This is a genomic window from Streptomyces sp. KL116D (assembly GCF_030766975.1).
GTDB classification, from domain to species: domain Bacteria; phylum Actinomycetota; class Actinomycetes; order Streptomycetales; family Streptomycetaceae; genus Streptomyces; species Streptomyces longispororuber_A.
Genome location: NZ_JASERH010000057.1, coordinates 92,186 through 109,272, shown reverse-complemented (window position 1 = coordinate 109,272; position 17,087 = coordinate 92,186). Strand labels below are relative to the sequence as shown.

Here is a 17,087-nt window from a genome sequence, read left to right as displayed (position 1 = left end):
CCCAGATCCGCGATCGCCGGGAGGCAGTTCCCGCCGGCCGAGGCCGGCAGCATCATCGCCCGTCAGTAGTGCACAGACCCGGTACGTCCCCGGCGCACGATCTGCTGCAGTTTCGGCCCTTCCTGATCGGTGAGTCTGCGTATCCGCACAGGCTCAGCCACCACACCTCCAGCGGTCGGAACCGACGTCACCGCCCATCCAGCCGCCCCACACAGCACTAGCGAGGTGCCGCGAGCACGTCCCGAGTACGTTCTCGAGCGTGACGCGGGCCAGCTCGTGTCTCAGGGTCTCCTCGATACCCTCGTAGACGCCCTGCATCGCGGGCTGGATGCCGTAACCCACCACGCATTCCTGGTCCGGGGTGGTGCGGTGCATTGCGAACAGCGGGCCGGGTTCCACTGCCTCGTACACGTCGAGCAGGGTCATCGACCCCAGCTCGCGCGCCAGCGACCAGCCCGCGCCCACACCCCGCCGGGACTTCACGAGCCCGGCCCTGCGCAAGTCGCCAAGCAGCCGCCTGATCACCACCGGGCTGGTGTTCGCGCTGGTCGCGATCTGCTCGGAGGTGGCGACCTCATGCGCCCTGGCGCTGGTAGAGACCGATCCAGGCCAGCGCGTGGGCGGCAATGGTCAACCTGCTGTTGGCGCTCATGAACTCCTCTCTCTCGGCCGCAACGCTTCATGTTACGACAGGATCCAGTCGTAACAAAGAAGGTTGCAACAGACTGTCGTAACAATTAGCGTTGCGACTGCCGGAACGGTCAATCAACGAGGTGAGAAGAATGAGCAAGGCACTCACGGGCAAGGTCGCCCTGGTCACCGGAGGGTCGCGCGGACTGGGAGCCGCGACCGTACGACTGCTGGCCGAACAGGGCGCCGACGTCGCCTTCACCTACGTCAGCTCCGAGAAGCAGGCGCAGGCTGTCGTCGACGAGGTGTGCGGCAAGGGAGCGAAGGCCGTCGCCTTCAAGTCCGACCAGGCGGACACGAGTCAGGCGCCGGCGCTGATCGACGACGTGGTGGCGCACTTCGGCGGCTCTGACATCCTCGTCAACAACGCGGCGATCTCCGCGGCTGGCACAGTGGACGACCCGGACGCCGACACCGCCGCACTGGACCGGATGCACGCCACCAACTACCTCGGCGTGATCGCGATCATCCGCCGCATCCCGAGCGCTGCGCGCGGGCGGCCGCATCATCACGGTGAGTTCCGGACTGGGCTCCCGGGTCGGTACTCCGGGAGCTGCCGACTACGCGGCGACCAAGGCAGGGATCTCGAGGTACACCCTGGGGGTCGCAAGGGACCTCGGGCCCCGGGACATCACGGCCAACGTCGTGGAGGCCGGACTGATGGACGGCGGCATGGAGACGAACCCCGAGACCTCAAGACCCTGGTCAGCACGCTGTCCCTGCAACGCCTGTCACCCTCGAAGAAATCGCCGCGGCGATCGCCTTCTTGGCGAGCTCCTTCCGCGTCGTACGTCACGGGCGCGGTGCTGACGCCCACGGCGGCTACAACGCCTGAACCGGAACCCCTGCCGCGCGCCCCGAAGGAAATCCCGTCCTCGGGGCGCGCACCGCCAACGGCCCGCGCGTGCGTGGACGCGCCTCAAGAGCCCGGGTCGTGATCGTGTTACGAGCTCTCAGGGAGCGGCAGCGGGCTTGCCGGGGAGGCGATGTCATCCCCGCTGTCGCTCGGTCTCGGGACGCCGTCCATGGAGAGCAGGGAAGCCGAGCGAGTCCGCGGGGTGCTCGTCCAGCGGGACGAGTCCGAGCGCGAACTGGCAGACGGCGCACAGGTAGACGATATGCCCGGGGCCGGACGCCACGTGTTCCAGGGCGACCGCCACCGGCTCGCTGGTGGACCGGTGGCACTCGCGGCAGGTCTGCGTGCTCATCGCGTCCACCGCCCCGGGCAGCGCGGCGCGCAGGCCCAGAGTTCGACGTACTCGCTGGTGTACGGATCGGGGACCAGGCTCAGCGGCCGGTCGCGGCGTACAGCCGCGCGCCGCACAGCGCGCAGGCCCAGCCACGCAGTTGGTCGCCGGTCAGGCGCTTCGGGTCGGGAAAGACGGTGGCTTTCATGCGCTGCTCCGTTAGGCGATCAGACTGCGTTCGATAGGACCTGCTTTCAGCTCTTCCGCTTCGTCGGCCGGACGGATGCGGTGCGGATCGGCATCCCACTCCCGGCCGCCGGTCCGGGCTGCCTCAGCTGGACGTACGCCGGGCCGACGCTGCCCATCACCTCGGCCCGTCTTGCTCCGTCTCGGTGTCGACGACCAGGGCGCCGGCGCTCCACTCAGTGCTCACGTTCACGGCCCCCTCGCCGATCACGTCTGCCAGCCGTATGGCCACATCCGCGCGGACGCTCCCGAGCACCACGAGTCCGAGTTGAGGTGACGCCCGGTCAACTCCAAGGGAGGGGGGCAACGATGCCTGCTCTGCGCTGAGCGCGGGCGCGAGGAGACTCCAACGACATGTCGGGATCGATCGGTGTCCTGCGGCTTGGTGCGTGTGGCCATGACCAGAGAGCCTGTGGTGCAGGGTCCGGGGCGCAGCCATCCTGGTTTGATCAACGCCCCTTGAAAGGACACGATCATGAGGCGACTGCGCTTCACGGGCACCGACAGCAAGAACGGCGGATGCCCGGCACTGCATGAGGACCTGGACTCGCGCGAGACCGTCGTCCAGGGCAGGCCGCTCACCGACCCCGACGACACGGCCGCAGCTTCAGCACTTCGGTGCCGGGGATACCGCCGTCGTCGTCCCGCGCCAACTGCTCGTCAACTGGGCACCGAAGGAGATGCACCGCTTGCCAGAGATGATCACGCCGGAGGAGTTCGGCCGCCTCTTCGAGACGTTCGAGCACACGGCCTGGCATCTGGAGACGCGGCGCGGCTACGCCTCGGACCGCGAGGACCTGATTTCGACCGTTTCCTGAGACGGGTCAGGTAGACCTGGGACCTGGACAGCGCCTGGAACCAGAACATCAAACGCCAGACCGAGGCGGGCAAACGCGTCGGCCGAGTGCGCGTCGTCGACCAACCGCCCACCGACGGGCAGCGCTTCCTCCTCGGCTACGCCACGTGCAACGCCGCCTCGGGTGAGGACGTCGGGTGTCTGTGGCGCAGCGACGCACAGCGGATCAACTTGATCGAAGAGGACTTCTGATCTTCGACTCCCGGCTCGTCGCCGTCCTGCACTTCGACGACGACGACCGCCTGACCGGCGTCGAGACCATCACAGAGCCCGCCGAAGTGGTGCGGTACTCATGGCGCGTGACACCGCGGTGCATCACGCCGTCCCGTACGAGTACTTCGCGGCACAGGTGGCCGCGACCGAGTGACCCAGCGAGAGTGACCGGTGAGCACGGACTATCAGAAGGCTCGCAGCGCTCGGCGTGCGGCTGCGGGAACTGAGGATCGGGCGTCCTGACGGAAGGCTCACCGGTCCACAGCTGGCCGGCCTGCTCGGCTGGCCGCACTCCAAGATCTACAAGCTGGAGGGCGGCAAGCAGACCGCCACGCGCGCACGACCTGCGCGCGCTTTTGGACGCCATCGGGTGGCCCGACGCGTTCGGTGAACTCGCCGCGCGTCTGGCCGGGTTCGAGACCCAGATCCAGTCATGGCGGCGCCAGCTGGCGAACGGGCACCGGCCCGTGCAGGAACGCTGGAACGCCGAAGTCGACCGGGCCCGCGTCATCCACGCCTGGGAAGAGGCCGTGGTACCCGGCATGCTCCAGAACGCCGACTACGCCCGGCACGTCTTCGCCCGGTACGCGCAGACCTGCACGGGTCCACCCGCGACATCGAGGAAGCCGTGCGGGCCCGCGCGCAGCGCCAAGAATGGCTGTTCCAGGCGGGCCACCGCTTCCGCGTCATCCTCTGGGAAGCGGCCCTGCGCTCCCTGATCTGCCCGCCCGCGGTACTCGCCACGCAGCTGGACCGGCTCGCCGGGGTCATCGGCCTGGACACGGTGGAGCTCGGCATCGTGCCCTTCTCCGCCTCCGTCAAGATCGCCCCGGCGAACGGCTTCTGGGTCCTGGACGACCGCCTCGTCATCGCGGAGGACTGGCACGCCGAACTCTGGCTGACGACGCCGACAGTGTCGCTCTGTACACGAAGGTCGGAACACCCCGCGGGAGTCCGCCGTGTACGGCGCCGACGCACACAACGTGATCAACGCCGCGCGGTGCGCGCTCAGTTCGAGGTGACGTCCTCGCGTGACTTGGCTGCTGCCCGCTTCGCATGCCCGACAAAGATCCATGCCAGGGCGGCGAAGAACGCCGTCATGACGATGTCACCCACGGACTCACAGTGTCAGCTGCCTTGATCGCGTGCTGATGCCCGCAAGAGCAAGCCCGCCGAACAGCATCGCAAGCAGTGCCCAGAGCACCCTCATGGGTCCTCCAGCATCGAGTCGCAGGCTCACCGTAGAAAGCAGGCCGGCCCACCCGGCAGGTCACTTCGCCCACATGGGGCCCTCTGCGCGGGAGCACAGCGCGCGCCAGGGGCGCTTGCCGGACACCGTCACTCCTGTGACGGCACCCATGCCGACAGTTCTGGAGGCGAAGCGCCGCGCTTCGTTCGCGCACTCTCGTCGTCGCCTTCGGCGCATCAGACCGGGGCCGTCCGTCATCGAGATCGAAGGCGCCGTTGTCTGCTGCAGTCGCACGCAGTGGTTATCGCGGCTGCTTCTGACAGGGACGACTGGTGGTTCCTGTGGAACGGCGTCACCTGGTTCGGACGGAGCCACATCGTGCCTCAGTCTTCTGGATCCACCCTTGGTCCGAGGGCTTCAGCCGCCACAATGAGCTCTTTGTAACCGGGTTCGTCCTCAAGGCGGTATCGGCGCACCATGAAGCAGAGATTGCGGAGAACGATTGGGTGCTCGCACTGGTTTGCTGCAACCCGGAACGCCTCTACTGGAACTTGCTGGTATTCGTAGCCGAAGCGATTGAGAGTGGCCAGTAGATTTAACTGAACGACGACGAGGCGGTCGAACCTGTACCTTCCGCCCTCTTCACGTTTGAGCCCGTCGAGGAATCTGAAGACCACGTCATAGGCTTCCCTGTCTCGCGCAAGGCGGGACTCGAACTCACTGAGCGATATCAGGCGTCCGTCGTCGTACATTGCGTCAGCCAGATCTGTGAGGTGGTCACGCAAGAAGTGGCCGGCCGCGACCCCGCCGTCGTAAGGAAGTCCGCTGAACAGGTCCGCTTTGGTCCACAGCGCGTCAATGCCCAGCTTCATTGCCTCGAGGAGGCGCCGATCCTGCCTCGTCGCTACCACACTGTCCACGTAGAAGGCCTGGCGTTCGATGAGGCGTGAGGATGCCACCAAGCACAGAATGCGGTAGGAGAACGACCTTATGTAATAACCGAATGCTCGCCCTGGCTCATACGGAGCCATCCATGCCCTTCGTGTTGGAAGAGGTTCCACAACCTGCTCCTCATCTGGCCACCGGTCTCAAGCGAGTAATCCCTTGTACAGAGCGATCCGATTCCGAAGTTCCTTCTGCTGCTCATAGGCATACTCACTGTCCAGCTTGCGTTGCTGGAACTTCTTGTCGAACCCGTACTGATTGGCGGCCCCAGGAGCGCCACACCAGCGCCACTGCAGCAGCAACAACGGCAGATGCCAACGGTAAGGGCATGCCAAGCCAGACAGGTGTCATGGACTAAGCGAAGCCGGGCCTCAGAGAGCTGTAAAGCACCCCTCGCGTGGGGGCTCACGCTTGAGGATCAGCGTCAGCTCGATCGCATCGCCCTTGTAGCCCTCGCTCAGCACGACGGGCCTGTCCTCGCCGAGTGGTTGGTACATGACGCTCGTGCCGGTCGCGGCGACCGCGAAGGGCTCCGCTTTCACCCGCAGGGCGATGCTGCCGGCCGGGTCGGGGGCTCGGTGTGCGGCGGGACCAGGAATGACCGGAACACCGCTTCCCAGTTTTCGTTGAATGCGCAAGTGTGTGGGTGTACGCAACACATGTGTCACGGTCGACGACCGGCCCGGCACATTCGTGCATCCGCACATCCGTATATCGACACATCGAGACATCGACAGGGAGAACGACATGCGCACACCGTGGAAGCGCGGACTCGTGGCCGTGGCGGCGGCGACGTCGGGAGCGGCCGTAGTTCGCCGGCGTCGGCCTGGCCCAGCCCGCCGCGGCCGCCGAGTTCGGAGGGATCACCTTCTACACGAACCACGACTTCACCGGCACGGAAGTGCGCGCGACCCCGCGGACTACGAGTGCCACACCCTGCCGCAGGCCATGTACTCGGTGCAGAACTACTCGCTCACCCAGTACATGGACGTCTACTACAAGGCCGACTGCGCCCCGGGGTGCCCGACTCCCCTACACCGACGCCGTCCTGCGGCTGGACGGCCTGCAGCAGAGCGGCACCGAGGTCGCTACCGGGTTCCGCAGCTACCGGGTGCTCGCCACGACCCCGTAGCCGCGTACCGGCCCCCGCCCCCGGCCGTGCCGAGTCGTCAGGGACCCGGCATCGGCCGTCCCGCCGTCGGCGTCAGTCCCTCAGCGCGTCAGTCCTGAGCGCGTAGAAACGCATCGGCGAGTTCGGCACGAAGCCGATCCGCGGGTACACCGGAGCCCCGGCGGCGGTCGCGTGCAGCGTCGCCCGGGTCAGCCCGGTGGCGCGGGCGCCCTCGTGCAGTGCCTTGCGGGTGACCGCCTCGCCGTAACCGCGGCGTTCCCAGGCCGGATCCGTGGCGACGAGCGCGACGAACAGGCGCCCTCGGCCTCCACCGCGCCGGCACGGTCACCGGCACGCCGTCCCGCAGCCCCAGGTAGGCGTGCACCCGGTCGCGCCACAGCGCGGAGCCGGCCAGGCCGTCGCGGCCGTCCTCGACGAGGGAACCCGTAGGCACGCGCGTTGATGTCGGCGAAGGCCAGCAGGTGTGCGTCGGTCGTCACCCGTACGAAGTCCAGCTCGGGTGTGGGCCGGTTCGGGAACGGGCAGGAAGTCCCCGGCCATCCCGGTGCCGGGGAAGGCGTGTTCGAGACCTGCCTGTCCGGCCGCCGCGTCGAGCCCGGCCCGGGCGTCGTCCCGGACGAGGTCGTCGAAGACCCACAGGAAGCCCGGGTGCTCCTTCGACCGCATGATCCCGGCCGCCTCGTCGAGCCTCTGTCGCAGGAGGTCGGACCCCACGCCGACCTCGGTCAGCGTGAGGCAGTTCCAGAAGGCGAAGCGGCAGTCCGCCCAGCGGACGGCGATGCCGGGCAGATCGCGGACGTCCGCGTCCGTCCCGGTCGAGCACCATGGCACGCCAGGCCACGGAGAGCTGTTCCATCGATTCGATCGAGTCCGCCAGATCGTGCACCAGAACCCCTCAGGTCGTCGGTGTGCGGGAGCAGCCCGCTCTGTGTGAACGACGCCGGACGTGTGAGGGTTCACCGAGGTGTGCGCGGTGCGCCCCGCACAAGCCTTGCGACCCGCGCACCCCGCGCACCCCGTGCATCCCGCGCACCCCGTTCGACATGTGAGACACCTCTGCGAATGTTCAATCCAGAACTGCTACGTTGACGGCCTTCCCGGGCCATCGGCACGGATCGGCACGGGCGCCGTCGTGCGGCCCGGCTCGGAGTGGGGATGGACAAGGGGACGTTCGGCCGGCTGCTGCGCCGGGCACGGCAGCGTTCGCTGCTGACGATCGAGGGCCTCGCCGAGGCGTCCGGGGTGAGCCAACGCGCCATCAGTGACATGGAGCGGGGCCACAGCCTGCCGCGTCAGTCGACGCTCGCCGAGCTGATGGACGCGCTCGGCCTGGAGGAGGACGAGCGGAGCAGCCTGGTGCGGGAGGCCCTCCCGACGGGCGCCACAGGCCGTGGTGCCCCGCCAACTGCCGCCCGACCTGGCCCAGTTCCGCGGCCGCGACGCGGCCCTCGCCACGGTCCACGACCTCACCGACCGCGTCACCGGCCAGGGCGGACACGTCGTCATCTCCGCGATCGGCGGCATGGCAGGTGTGGGCAAGACGACGCTCGCGGTGCGCTGGGCGCACCAGGTGGCGGACCGCTTCCCGGACGGCCAGTTGTATGTGAACCTGCGCGGGTTCGAGGCGTCGGAACACCCCCTGGACCCCGGTGAGGCGCGTCGGCGGCTTCCTGCGGGCGCTCGGGGTGCCGAGCGGCGACATCCCCTCCGGCGTCGACCGGCGCGGCGCGCTGTTCCGGGAGCTGACCGCGGACCGGCGGCTGATCGCCGTCCTGGACAACGCCAAGGACCCGGAGCAGGTCGGGCCGCTGCTGCCGACGTCCCCGGGATGCCTGACCATCGTCACCTCCGCAACCAGCTGTCCGGCCTGGTGGCCGTCGAGGGCGCCGCGGCGATCAACCTGGACGTGTGGGGACAGGACGAGGCGCTCGCGGCGCTCGTCGCCAGGATCGGCGAAGAGCGCTGCCGCGAGGAACCCGAGGCCGCCGCCGAACTGGTCGCCCTGTGCGGGTTCCTGCCGCTCGCGGTCGCCGTGGTCGGCGCGCAGCTCAGCAGCGAACCGCGGATGCCGCTGCGCCTCGCGGTGCGCGAACTGCGGCGGACCCGGCCCCGCCTCGACGCCCTGGCCACCGACGACCTGCGCGTGGACGTGCGCACCGTCTTCTCCTGGTCCTATCGGGCGCTCACCGCCGGGACGGCCCGCTTCTTCCGGTACGTGTCCCTGCATCCGGGCCCGGCCGTGTCCGCCGAGGCCGCCGCCACGCTCGCCGGGTGCAGCCGGCACCGGCCCGGCGCCACCTGCGCGAACTGACCGCGGCCAGCCTGCTCTCCCGTGACGCCGACGGCCGCTACGTACTGCACGACCTGGTGCGCGCCTACGGCGGCGAACTGGCCGACCAGGAGGACGACGACCGCCTCGGCGCGCAGGCCCGCCTGCTGGACTACCTGCGCCACAACGCGCACACACACGGCCAACCGCCACGTGTCGCAATCTGGACCCCGAACCGGAGGAGCAGCCGTTGGACGGTGTCGTGCACGTGGTGCTCGCCGACCGCGACGAGGCGCTGCACTGGTTCCGCCAGGAGGAGTCGGCCGTGGGACCCGCCGTGCGGTCCCTGGACGATCCACGGCTGCTGCGCCTGCGCGGCAACTGCGCGCGGGAATGGATCGGTTACAACGAAGTGGTGGGCCGCTGGTCCGAGGAGATCGGGACGGCGCGCGTCGGGCTCGAAGCCGGTCTCGCGCTCGACGACCCGGTGGCCACCGTGCGCAGCCGCTCGAACCTGACACGTGCGCTGCTGGAGACGGGCACACCGAGGAGGTCGAGGCGTCGATCGACGCGATGCTCGCGGATCTGCACCGGCTGCCGCCCGAGGTGCGGGCCCGTATCGAGTGCGAGATCGGGTTCTTCCGCATCCGGCAGGGCCGCTTCACCGAGGCCCTGCTCCATCCGCGGCGGGCCCTGGAGATCTACCGCGGGATCGGCCGGTCGGACGGGGTCGCGAGCACGCTCAGCAACGTGGGCTGGGTCCTGGCCCACCTGGGAGTACGAGGCGGCCATCGCCACCTGCGAGGAGGCATTGCCGCTGCTGCGGCAGGTGGGGGACCGCCGGTTCGAGGCGGGCGCCTGGGACGCGATCGGCCGCGCCCAGCAGGGACTCGGTCGGCTCGACGCCGCGATCACCGGCTACCGCACGGCGTTGCGGCTCTTCGAGGAACTCCTCGACGACTACAACCGGGCCGGAGTCCTCGACCACCTCGCGTCCGCCCAGCTGGAGCAGGGGCAGGAGGCGGAGGCCCGGGCGAGAACTGGGTCCGTGCCGCCGAGCTGTTGACCGCCCTGAGCGCGTGCGCGACGCCGCGCAGATGTGGGCCAAGGCGGAGTCCCTGCCGCCGAGGGCGGACTGACCCTCCCGGAACACGTCAGTCAGTTCACCGGTGAGTACGTCAGTGAGTACGGTCAGTGAGTACGTCAGTGAGTACGTCAGTCCAGCGCCTTCACGCGACACAGCGGCCTCCAGGAAGGACCGGTCCGCCCCCGCGCTGCCCATGACGCGCAGTCCCTGGACGAACGTGGTGAGGAAGCGGGCCAGCTCCACCGGGCTGTGGGCGGCGCGCAGTTCGCCGCGCCGCTGAGCCCGTTCCAGCGCGTGGGCGAGCACCGATTCCATCGCGGCCATGGCCGATCTCACCCGCTCGACCGTGGCGGGGTGGCCGGTACGCTCGGTCGCCGCGCCGACCAGCGAGGCAGCTCTGCTCGGGAGCGGCGAGGTCGGCCGAGGCCAGGGCGAGCAGCAGGTCGCGCACGGTGACGCGGATGTCCGCGGTGAGTCGAAATGCTCCGTGAGACGGTCCACGAGGTCGTCGCAGCAGCGGGCGAGCACCTGCGCGTAGAGACCTTCCTCGGGATCCGAACGCCGCGTACAGACTGCCGCTTCCGATGCTCAGCCGCTCGGTCAGCCGGGGCACTGAGGTGGCGTTGTAGCCAGTGCTGCCGGAAGAGGTGTGTGACCTGCTCCACCGCCAGCGCGGTGTCGAGATCCACGAGGGCGCGCCATGGGTATGACCCTTTCCTCTGGTCCTCTGCGCATCGCGCGACGCGTGCGGCGGTCGGCTACTGCACGGTCGCGAGATCGCGCCGACGGCGCGCATGAGTACAACGACTGCAAGAATCCCGGCCGTCGGGAGAAGGGACCGAGGTGTGCCGTCCGCGCCCTGGACAGTGACCGAATACTTATCTGCGAGAGCCCGTCTCGTCGGCGTTCTGCGATTAGCCTCGACGCACCGACGAAACGTTCCGAGGACGGACATGCAGCTGCATCTGAGGTATCTGCCGGAGCCGGACAGCGCGTCCCGGCTGGCGGCCGACGTCGTCGCGACCGCCTCCGACATCAGCGGCGCGGACCTGGACTACAGCCCGGCCAGCATCGAACTGATGGAGGAGATCGTCGACGGATTCCGCAGCGACGGAGCCACCGGCGTCCCGAGATGGCCGAATCCCTGGTCGCCTTCGGCTGCTACGTCGGCGAGATCCTGGTCCGGCACCGTGGCGGTACCTGGCGGCACTCCCCGGCCCCACGCACCAGGCCGTAAAATCCCCTCGTCGTGGAACTGCCCGACGGACGCCGCTGCCGGCCGGTCGACTGGTCTTCCACCGGCTGGAGGACGGACCGGCCGTCAGCATCCTCGCCCTCTACGCGGCGGCCGACGGCGGCACTACCGGAGCAGAGCGCCCGCCCGGCCGCGGCCGCCCCTGACGGCCTCCGAGCCGACCGTCGGCAGCCCTGCGTGAATGTTAAAGTTCCGCCGGTCCTTCGCCGGCGTGCGACCTCCACACACGGAGGCCGGGACACGTGTGACCGGCAGGCACATCTGCACGTGGGGCGGACCCGGCGGGCCGGCGGGAGAGGACGACATGGGTGCGCACCTGCGGTCCGACGACGGCGTGCTGATCGGCCGTGAGCACGAACAGGAGCAGGTGCAGGACCTGCTCGCGGCGCTGCCCCACAAGGGCAGACTGCTGCACCTGAGCGGCGCACCCGGGATCGGGAAGAGCGCCGTCCTGCGCTTCGCCGCACACGAGGCGACCCGGCAGGACATCTGCGTCCTGTCGACGACCTGGGCCCCCGCCGAACGCCAGGTGCCGCACGCCGCGCTGCACCGTCTGCTGCACCCCCTGCTGCCCCACTCCGGCGACCTGCCACCCCGCGAACGCGGCACGCTCGACGCCGCCTTCGGCGCGGACCCCGCCGCACCCGCCCCGCGGGATCTCGCGCGGCCGCGCTGCGCCTGCTGACGTCCACCGTGGGGACCGCCCTCCTCCGTGTCGACGACCTGGACCGCCTCGACGACGCCAGCCGCGACACCTTCCGCGCGATGACCCGCCTGTGCGGCGAGACCCAGCTGGGCATGATCGTCGCCGAGCGCGCCGCCCCCACGGACTGGCTGCCGCCGCACGCGCACACCACCGTCCTTGGGCCCCTTTCCGCCCCTGCAGGCCCGCGAACTCGTGCGGCGCCGCGGCCCGTCGGCCGCCCTCGTGGAGGCGGAGCTGGTCCTCGCCGTCGCCGGGGGCAACCCCCTCGCGCTCACCGAACTGTCCCTGAGCGGCGGCGGCCTGGGAGAGGCGGCGGGGCTCGGCCTGCTCCCGGCGACTCCCGGCTGGCCGAGGCGTACGCCGACGACCTCGACGCGCTGACCGAGACGGGACACCGGGTGCTGTGCACCGCCGCGCTGAGCACCTCCCCGGCCGTCGAGGAGATCCTGGCCGCGAGCACGCGCCTGCTGGGCAGTGCCCGCGACGCGCGCGCGGGCCTGGCCGAGGCCGTCGCGCACGGCCTCGTCACCACGGACGACCACCACCTGAGCTTCCCCAACCACTGCTCCGCGCCGCCGCGTTGCGGCGGGAACCCGCGGCACGGCGCATGGCCGCCCACGCGGCGCTCCGGCAGAGCGTCACGGACCCGGCGGGCGCCGCCTGGCACGCCGCCCACTGCGCGACCGGCGCCGACGAGGACATCGCCGTACGCCTGGAGTCACTGGCCGACCTGGAGTCACTGGCCGACGGGTCAGGGCCCGGCACCGGTCCGCTGGCCGCCCTGGCCGCGCTGGAGTGCGCCGCCCGGCTGTCCCCGGACCCCGAGCGGCGGGCGACCCGGCTGCTGCGCGCCGCCGAACTGGCCTGCCACCACGGCCTGGCCGACCTCGGCCGCCAGTACGCGCGCGGCATCGACCCGGCCGAACTCGGCGATCTCGGCCGCGCCATGCTCCTGTGGCTGCACGACCTCGTGCCGGGCAACGTGCCGGTGGGCCGCGAGCGGATCGGCCAGCTGTGCGCGGCGGCCCGGGCCGTGGCCGGCACCCACCCCGACCTCGCCCAGAAGCTGCTGCACACCGCCGCGGGCCGCTGCTGGTGGCAGCAGACCGACGCCACCGCACGCCAGTCGGTCGTGCGCACCCTCACGGACCTGCGGACCCCGCCCTGGCGCAGCCGCGAACTCGTCACCCTCGCGCTGACCGACCCCCTCTCCATCAGCCACGTCCCCCTGCGGGTCACGGAGCCGGCCGGCCCCGACGAGTACCTCTTCCTCGGTCAGGTCGCCCATCTCACCGGTGACTTCGAACGCGCCGCGGAGCTCCTCGGCGACGCGGAGCGGCCGCGCGCGCCGAAGGCCGCCGAGGACGGCTGCCGCACATCCTCGAAGCCAGGGCCCTGGGCGAGATCTGGCTCGGTTCCCCGTGGGACACCGCGCACGCCCTGGCGACCGAGGCCCGGACGATCGGTGCCGGGCTCGGACACGGCAACTACGCCGCCAGGGCAGTAGGTGCGCAGGGCGTCATCGAGGCCCTCCAGGGCCGGCACGACAAGGCCCTGGAACGCGCCGTGTGGCGATCGAGAGGCCTCCCGCCACCTCGGCCAGGGCCAGCACCTCAACCTCGCCACCCTCACCCGCGTCCTGACCGCCTCCGGCACCGGACGCTACGCCGAGAGCCTACACACAGCTGCGCTCGTCGTTCACCGAACTGCTGACCCCGTACTCCTTCCAGCAGCTCTGGGGCCTGCCCTTCCTCGTCGAAGCCGCCCTGCCCGCGGGGGAGACGGACGACGTCAAGGCGGTCGTCGAGCAGGTCGCGCACACCACCCGATCCGGGCGGGCACCCTTCCTGCGCAGAACCCTCGCGTACGCCGAGGCCGCGCTCGCCCCCGACGACGAGGCCGAGGCCCGCCACCAGGGCGGCCCTCGACGGCGACGCCGGACGGTGGCCCCTGCTGCACGCCATGACCCAGCTGAGTTACGGGGCCTGGCTGCGGCGCCGACGCCGCGTGGTGGAGTCCCGAACCGCTCGGCACCGCCGAGACCCTCTTCCGTGCACTGGGCGCCACGTCCCGCGCGGAACGCGCGGCATCGGAGCTGCGGGCGGCCGGCGGCACGGACACCGCACCGGCGCAGGACACCGCGGCCCGCCTGCTCTCCCCCCAGCAGCTGACCATCGCCCGCCTCGCCGCCCGGGGACTGACGAACCGGGCCATCGGGAGCAGCTCCACCTGTCGGCCCGCACCGTGGCCTCGCACCTCTACCAGATCTTTCCCAAGCTCGACGTCACCTCACGGGCGCAGCTCGCCACCCGGAAGGACCTGCGGTGACCCGCGGCCCCGGCCGGATCAGCCGGCGGAGCCGTCGCCGAGCACACCGGCCAGCTGGGCCCGCGACGTCACGCCGAGCCGGGGAAAGATCCGGTACAGGTACGCGCCGATCGTGCGGGGCGACAGGCCCAGCTCGGCGCCGATCTGACGGTTGACAGCCCACGCCCGGCGAGCCGGGCGATCCGCAGTTCCTGCGAGCTGAGCAGGTCCGCCGCCGCGGCCGGCCGGACGCGTCCGGTGCGAGCGCGTCGGCCCGTTCCCCGAGGCCCGCAACTCCGCGGTGATACGGGTGACCCGGGCCTCGGCACCCATCATCGTGAACGTGGCCGCCGCCTGGCGCAGCGTGACGCGGGAGTCGGTGAACTCGTACCGGCGGCGCAGCCGGCGCCCGTGGGCGAGCCGCAAGGCGGCCTCCAGGAAGGGGCCGGTGGGACAGGTCCATGGCGAAGGCACCCGCGTACCGTGCCTCCGCGTCCTCGTCGTCGGCCAGGACGGCCTGGGCCACGGCGAGCTCCACCACCACGTGCGGCGCGGGCTCGGGGCCCAACTCCCGCTCCAGCAGACGGAGTCGGGCCCTGGCGGGGCTGCCGCCTGTACGGCGGCGGCCGCCTCCGCGAACGGGACCAGGGCGAACAGGACAGTGCAGCGTTCGGGGGCGGACAGCAGGCGGGCGAGCGTGGCGTAACCGGCGGTGACGTCACCGCTCTCCACCTGCGCCCACCCGGTTCCGACGGCGACGATCTCGTCGATCGCGGACACCGAGGAGCGGGCGGCGTCCAGGTCCCGTGCTTCGGCCGGCGGCGGCACCGTACCGGTCCGCAGGCCCTGGGTGAGGCTTACGAGCAGGTGCGCCGCCGTGGTCTCGCTGCGCAGCCCCCGCTCGGTGCCGAGTGCCGCGCAGCGCCGGAACGCCGCCTCCGCCTGCCCCCAGTCACCCGTGACCAGATGTGCCAGACCCTGCCGGAGCAGGGCCGCGGGCAGCCTGGTCGGGCAGCCGGTGGAAGTGGCAGCGGCGCTCGGCCTGCCGGTGCAGCTCCAGCGCCAGCAGGGGGTCAGCCGGCCCGCAGGGCCGCCTCGCCCAACCGCTCGAGATCGCGGACGGCAACGTTGTCAGCCCGTCCGGCGGCGGCCGCAGCCGCGAGATGAGCGTCCCCGCCCTGCGGACCGGCGCGGCCGTGGCCATGGCGTGCAGCAGCCGCGGATCGTGCGCGACCTGTGCCGGAAGGGCGCCGAGACGGGCGAGCAGCGCCGCGCGCGCTCCGGGTCGCCGGCGACGAGGGGCGCGGTCAACTGGGCCAGTTCAGGGCGTTCTCCACCTCGGACGCCCCTCGACGGGCGCGGCCACGCGGCCGGGTCCGCCGCGCTCTCACCGCGCCCGGTGAGGGTCTGCGCGTACAGCAGACCGAGCGGTCCCAGGGGGTGCTCAGGGCGCGGCGCGCGAGCTCCCGGGCGGTACGCCGCCGGTCGGTGTCCTGAGCGAGCTGCGCGCTCCGCAGCAGGCAACGCCCCCGGTCCTCCGGCCTGCGGTACAGAACGGCCGCCCGCCGCAACAGCCGCAACGCGACGGCCGGTTCGTTCTGCCGCACCGCGAGCCGGTGCACGTCCTCCAGAGCGCCGCGCGAGATCCGCGTCAGGACCCTCGACGGCTTGGGACAGGTGCCACAACTGCCGCGCCGACCCCTGCTTGAGCGTGTCGGCCAGCGCCGCGTGCGCGGCGCGGCAGCGGCAACTCGGGCCGGTACCGTGCACCACCGCCCCGGCCAGAGCGGGATGGCTGAAGCGCATGCGCATGCCGTCGAAGGTGACCAGGCCCTGGCGCTCCGCGGGATTCCACGGCGGCGAAGTCCAGGACGCGCGCGCTCAGACGCGACGCCGCCGAGAGCAACAGGGAGATGTCCGCCGTCGGATGGAGCGCCGCGACCAGCAGCAGATCCCCGGTCTCGCGGGGCAGGTGCCGGACATCAGCCATGGCGGACGACAGACGGCCGGACGAGGCGGGCAGGTGCGGAAAGAAGTCCTCGGTCCCTACGGGAAGTTCCAGGAGCGCGAGGGGATTGCCGGCCGCCGTCGCCATGAGGTCGCGCACGGTGTGCGGATCGGTTCCCGGACGGCGCATCGCCAGCAGTGCCGCGGACTCGGCCAGGGTCAGCGGACGCACTGGCACCTCCGGGAGACCTGTCAACGACGCCGAGCGCGCCCCATGGGTGAGCGCGGTCATCAGCACACCCACCGGGTGACCGGCGGTTCTACGGGCGACGAACGCGAGCACCTCGGCGCTGGCTTCGTCCAGAGCGTCCCAGTCGTCGACGGCGATCAGCACAGGCCGATCGGCGCCCGCCGACTCCAGAACCCGGAACACCGTGAAGGCAGCCGCGCCTCGGTCCTCACGGGCGGGAGCACCATCCACCAGCAACGTCTCCAGAGCCCGACGGTCCCGGCCGGACAGTGCGGTAGCCGGGCATCGCTCAGAAGCGGCCACAGGATCTCCAGCAGGCCCGACATACCGGGCCGCACGCCGCTCCGGCTGCCCGCGCAGCGCGGCACCCTCCCGCATCCCGGCGGCCGCCGCCTCCTCGACACCGGCCGCCAGCAGTACCGACCTGCCCGACCCGGCGCCGCGCACGACACGTGTCGCACCGTGTGTCACGGCCTCCCGTACGAACACCCGCAGTTCCCGCAGCTCGGCCTCGCGGCCGACGAGCCCGTCCTGTGCGGCCGGTCCGCAGGGCCTCGGCGGGGGCCTGCGGACGTGTGCGGACGCCCTGCTCCGCGGCGGCGAGGACGGAGACCTCGACCTGCGTGTTCATGGATGACCTCCGTTCCTGGAGCGCCGGCCAGCATGCCCTTCCCCATCCCAGCGGACGCGGGCGCGCGGGAACAGGCAGTTCGCATGCAGCTTGCCGCGCCTGCCGACTGCGTCCGTTCTGCCTGTGCTCCCGAACCGGCCCGGATACATTGTCCCGGCAGGGGCGGACTCGGACATC

At 71.1% G+C, this 17,087-nt stretch carries 12 protein-coding genes and 6 pseudogenes; 10 read left to right on the top strand and 8 right to left on the bottom strand.

The features are described from left to right. Positions 1-217: 217 nt before the first annotated feature. Positions 218-652 (bottom strand): annotated as a pseudogene (locus RBJ77_RS22590) (Rrf2 family transcriptional regulator). A gap of 130 nt (positions 653-782) precedes the next feature. Between RBJ77_RS22590 and RBJ77_RS22585 the strand changes: the two are divergent. Then, positions 783-1,500: pseudogene (locus RBJ77_RS22585) on the top strand (SDR family NAD(P)-dependent oxidoreductase). Positions 1,501-1,679: 179 nt separating this feature from the next. Here RBJ77_RS22585 and RBJ77_RS22580 read toward each other — a convergent pair. Then, entirely contained in the window at positions 1,680-1,898 is a 219-nt protein-coding gene (locus RBJ77_RS22580; RefSeq protein WP_372346680.1) for a hypothetical protein, read from the bottom strand. A 697-nt stretch (positions 1,899-2,595) separates the two neighbouring features. Here RBJ77_RS22580 and RBJ77_RS22575 point away from each other — a divergent pair. Beyond that, positions 2,596-3,346, top strand: a pseudogene (locus RBJ77_RS22575) (DUF6879 family protein). A 17-nt stretch (positions 3,347-3,363) separates the two neighbouring features. Continuing rightward, positions 3,364-4,214, top strand: a pseudogene (locus RBJ77_RS22570) (helix-turn-helix domain-containing protein). Positions 4,215-4,764: 550 nt separating this feature from the next. Here RBJ77_RS22570 and RBJ77_RS22565 read toward each other — a convergent pair. From RBJ77_RS22565 to RBJ77_RS22555, 3 genes and pseudogenes are all read right to left on the bottom strand, one after another. Further along, on the bottom strand, positions 4,765-5,340 hold the full coding sequence (locus RBJ77_RS22565) for a hypothetical protein (protein ID WP_372346679.1): 576 nt from the start codon (positions 5,338-5,340) through the stop codon (positions 4,765-4,767). Between the two features lie 357 nt (positions 5,341-5,697). Beyond that, entirely contained in the window at positions 5,698-6,075 is a 378-nt protein-coding gene (locus tag RBJ77_RS22560) for a hypothetical protein (RefSeq protein WP_372346678.1), read from the bottom strand. A gap of 455 nt (positions 6,076-6,530) precedes the next feature. Then, a pseudogene (locus RBJ77_RS22555) lies at positions 6,531-7,344 on the bottom strand (GNAT family N-acetyltransferase). A gap of 269 nt (positions 7,345-7,613) precedes the next feature. Here RBJ77_RS22555 and RBJ77_RS22550 point away from each other — a divergent pair. From RBJ77_RS22550 to RBJ77_RS22540, 3 genes and pseudogenes are all read left to right on the top strand, one after another. Then, positions 7,614-7,754, top strand: a pseudogene (locus tag RBJ77_RS22550) (helix-turn-helix domain-containing protein); the annotation flags it as partial. 94 nt (positions 7,755-7,848) lie between these two features. Further along, a complete protein-coding gene (locus tag RBJ77_RS22545; protein WP_372346900.1) occupies positions 7,849-8,769 on the top strand; it encodes a hypothetical protein in 921 nt (306 codons plus the stop codon). A gap of 208 nt (positions 8,770-8,977) precedes the next feature. Beyond that, positions 8,978-9,793: a hypothetical protein gene (locus RBJ77_RS22540; RefSeq protein ID WP_372346677.1), complete on the top strand. Its 816-nt coding sequence runs from the start codon at positions 8,978-8,980 to the stop codon at positions 9,791-9,793. 1,075 nt (positions 9,794-10,868) lie between these two features. Here RBJ77_RS22540 and RBJ77_RS22535 read toward each other — a convergent pair. Continuing rightward, positions 10,869-11,003, bottom strand: coding sequence for a hypothetical protein (locus RBJ77_RS22535; protein WP_372346676.1), 135 nt, complete (start codon positions 11,001-11,003; stop codon positions 10,869-10,871). Between the two features lie 370 nt (positions 11,004-11,373). Here RBJ77_RS22535 and RBJ77_RS22530 point away from each other — a divergent pair, with 370 nt between their 5' ends. The 4 genes from RBJ77_RS22530 (at position 11,374) to RBJ77_RS22515 (ending at position 14,103) form a co-directional block, all read left to right on the top strand. Further along, positions 11,374-11,754 carry an ATP-binding protein gene (locus RBJ77_RS22530; protein WP_372346675.1) on the top strand — a complete coding sequence of 127 codons (381 nt, stop codon included), beginning with the start codon at positions 11,374-11,376 and terminating at the stop codon, positions 11,752-11,754. 177 nt (positions 11,755-11,931) lie between these two features. Further along, complete coding sequence (locus tag RBJ77_RS22525) at positions 11,932-12,156, top strand: hypothetical protein (RefSeq protein WP_372346674.1); 225 nt, start codon at positions 11,932-11,934, stop codon at positions 12,154-12,156. Between the two features lie 226 nt (positions 12,157-12,382). After that, positions 12,383-13,282: a hypothetical protein gene (locus RBJ77_RS22520; RefSeq protein ID WP_372346673.1), complete on the top strand. Its 900-nt coding sequence runs from the start codon at positions 12,383-12,385 to the stop codon at positions 13,280-13,282. Positions 13,283-13,737: 455 nt separating this feature from the next. Beyond that, the gene (locus RBJ77_RS22515; protein ID WP_372346672.1) at positions 13,738-14,103 is read left to right on the top strand and encodes a LuxR C-terminal-related transcriptional regulator; all 366 of its coding nucleotides are present in this window, start codon (positions 13,738-13,740) and stop codon (positions 14,101-14,103) included. 18 nt (positions 14,104-14,121) lie between these two features. Here RBJ77_RS22515 and RBJ77_RS22510 read toward each other — a convergent pair whose 3' ends face one another. Beyond that, positions 14,122-14,910 carry a LuxR C-terminal-related transcriptional regulator gene (locus RBJ77_RS22510; protein ID WP_372346671.1) on the bottom strand — a complete coding sequence of 263 codons (789 nt, stop codon included), beginning with the start codon at positions 14,908-14,910 and terminating at the stop codon, positions 14,122-14,124. An 823-nt stretch (positions 14,911-15,733) separates the two neighbouring features. Then, positions 15,734-16,750: a hypothetical protein gene (locus RBJ77_RS22505; protein ID WP_372346670.1), complete on the bottom strand. Its 1,017-nt coding sequence runs from the start codon at positions 16,748-16,750 to the stop codon at positions 15,734-15,736. Positions 16,751-17,087: the final 337 nt, after the last annotated feature.

Bases quoted from the DNA above. Each gene is read 5' to 3' on its own strand.
- RBJ77_RS22515 (WP_372346672.1), top strand. From the start codon at position 13,738: ATGACCCAGCTGAGTTACGGGGCCTGGCTGCGGCGCCGACGCCGCGTG.
- RBJ77_RS22530 (WP_372346675.1), top strand. From the start codon at position 11,374: ATGGGTGCGCACCTGCGGTCCGACGACGGCGTGCTGATCGGCCGTGAG.
- RBJ77_RS22560 (WP_372346678.1), bottom strand. From the start codon at position 6,075: ATGTCGTTCTCCCTGTCGATGTCTCGATGTGTCGATATACGGATGTGC.
- RBJ77_RS22580 (WP_372346680.1), bottom strand. From the start codon at position 1,898: ATGAGCACGCAGACCTGCCGCGAGTGCCACCGGTCCACCAGCGAGCCG.
- RBJ77_RS22520 (WP_372346673.1), top strand. From the start codon at position 12,383: ATGGCCGCCCACGCGGCGCTCCGGCAGAGCGTCACGGACCCGGCGGGC.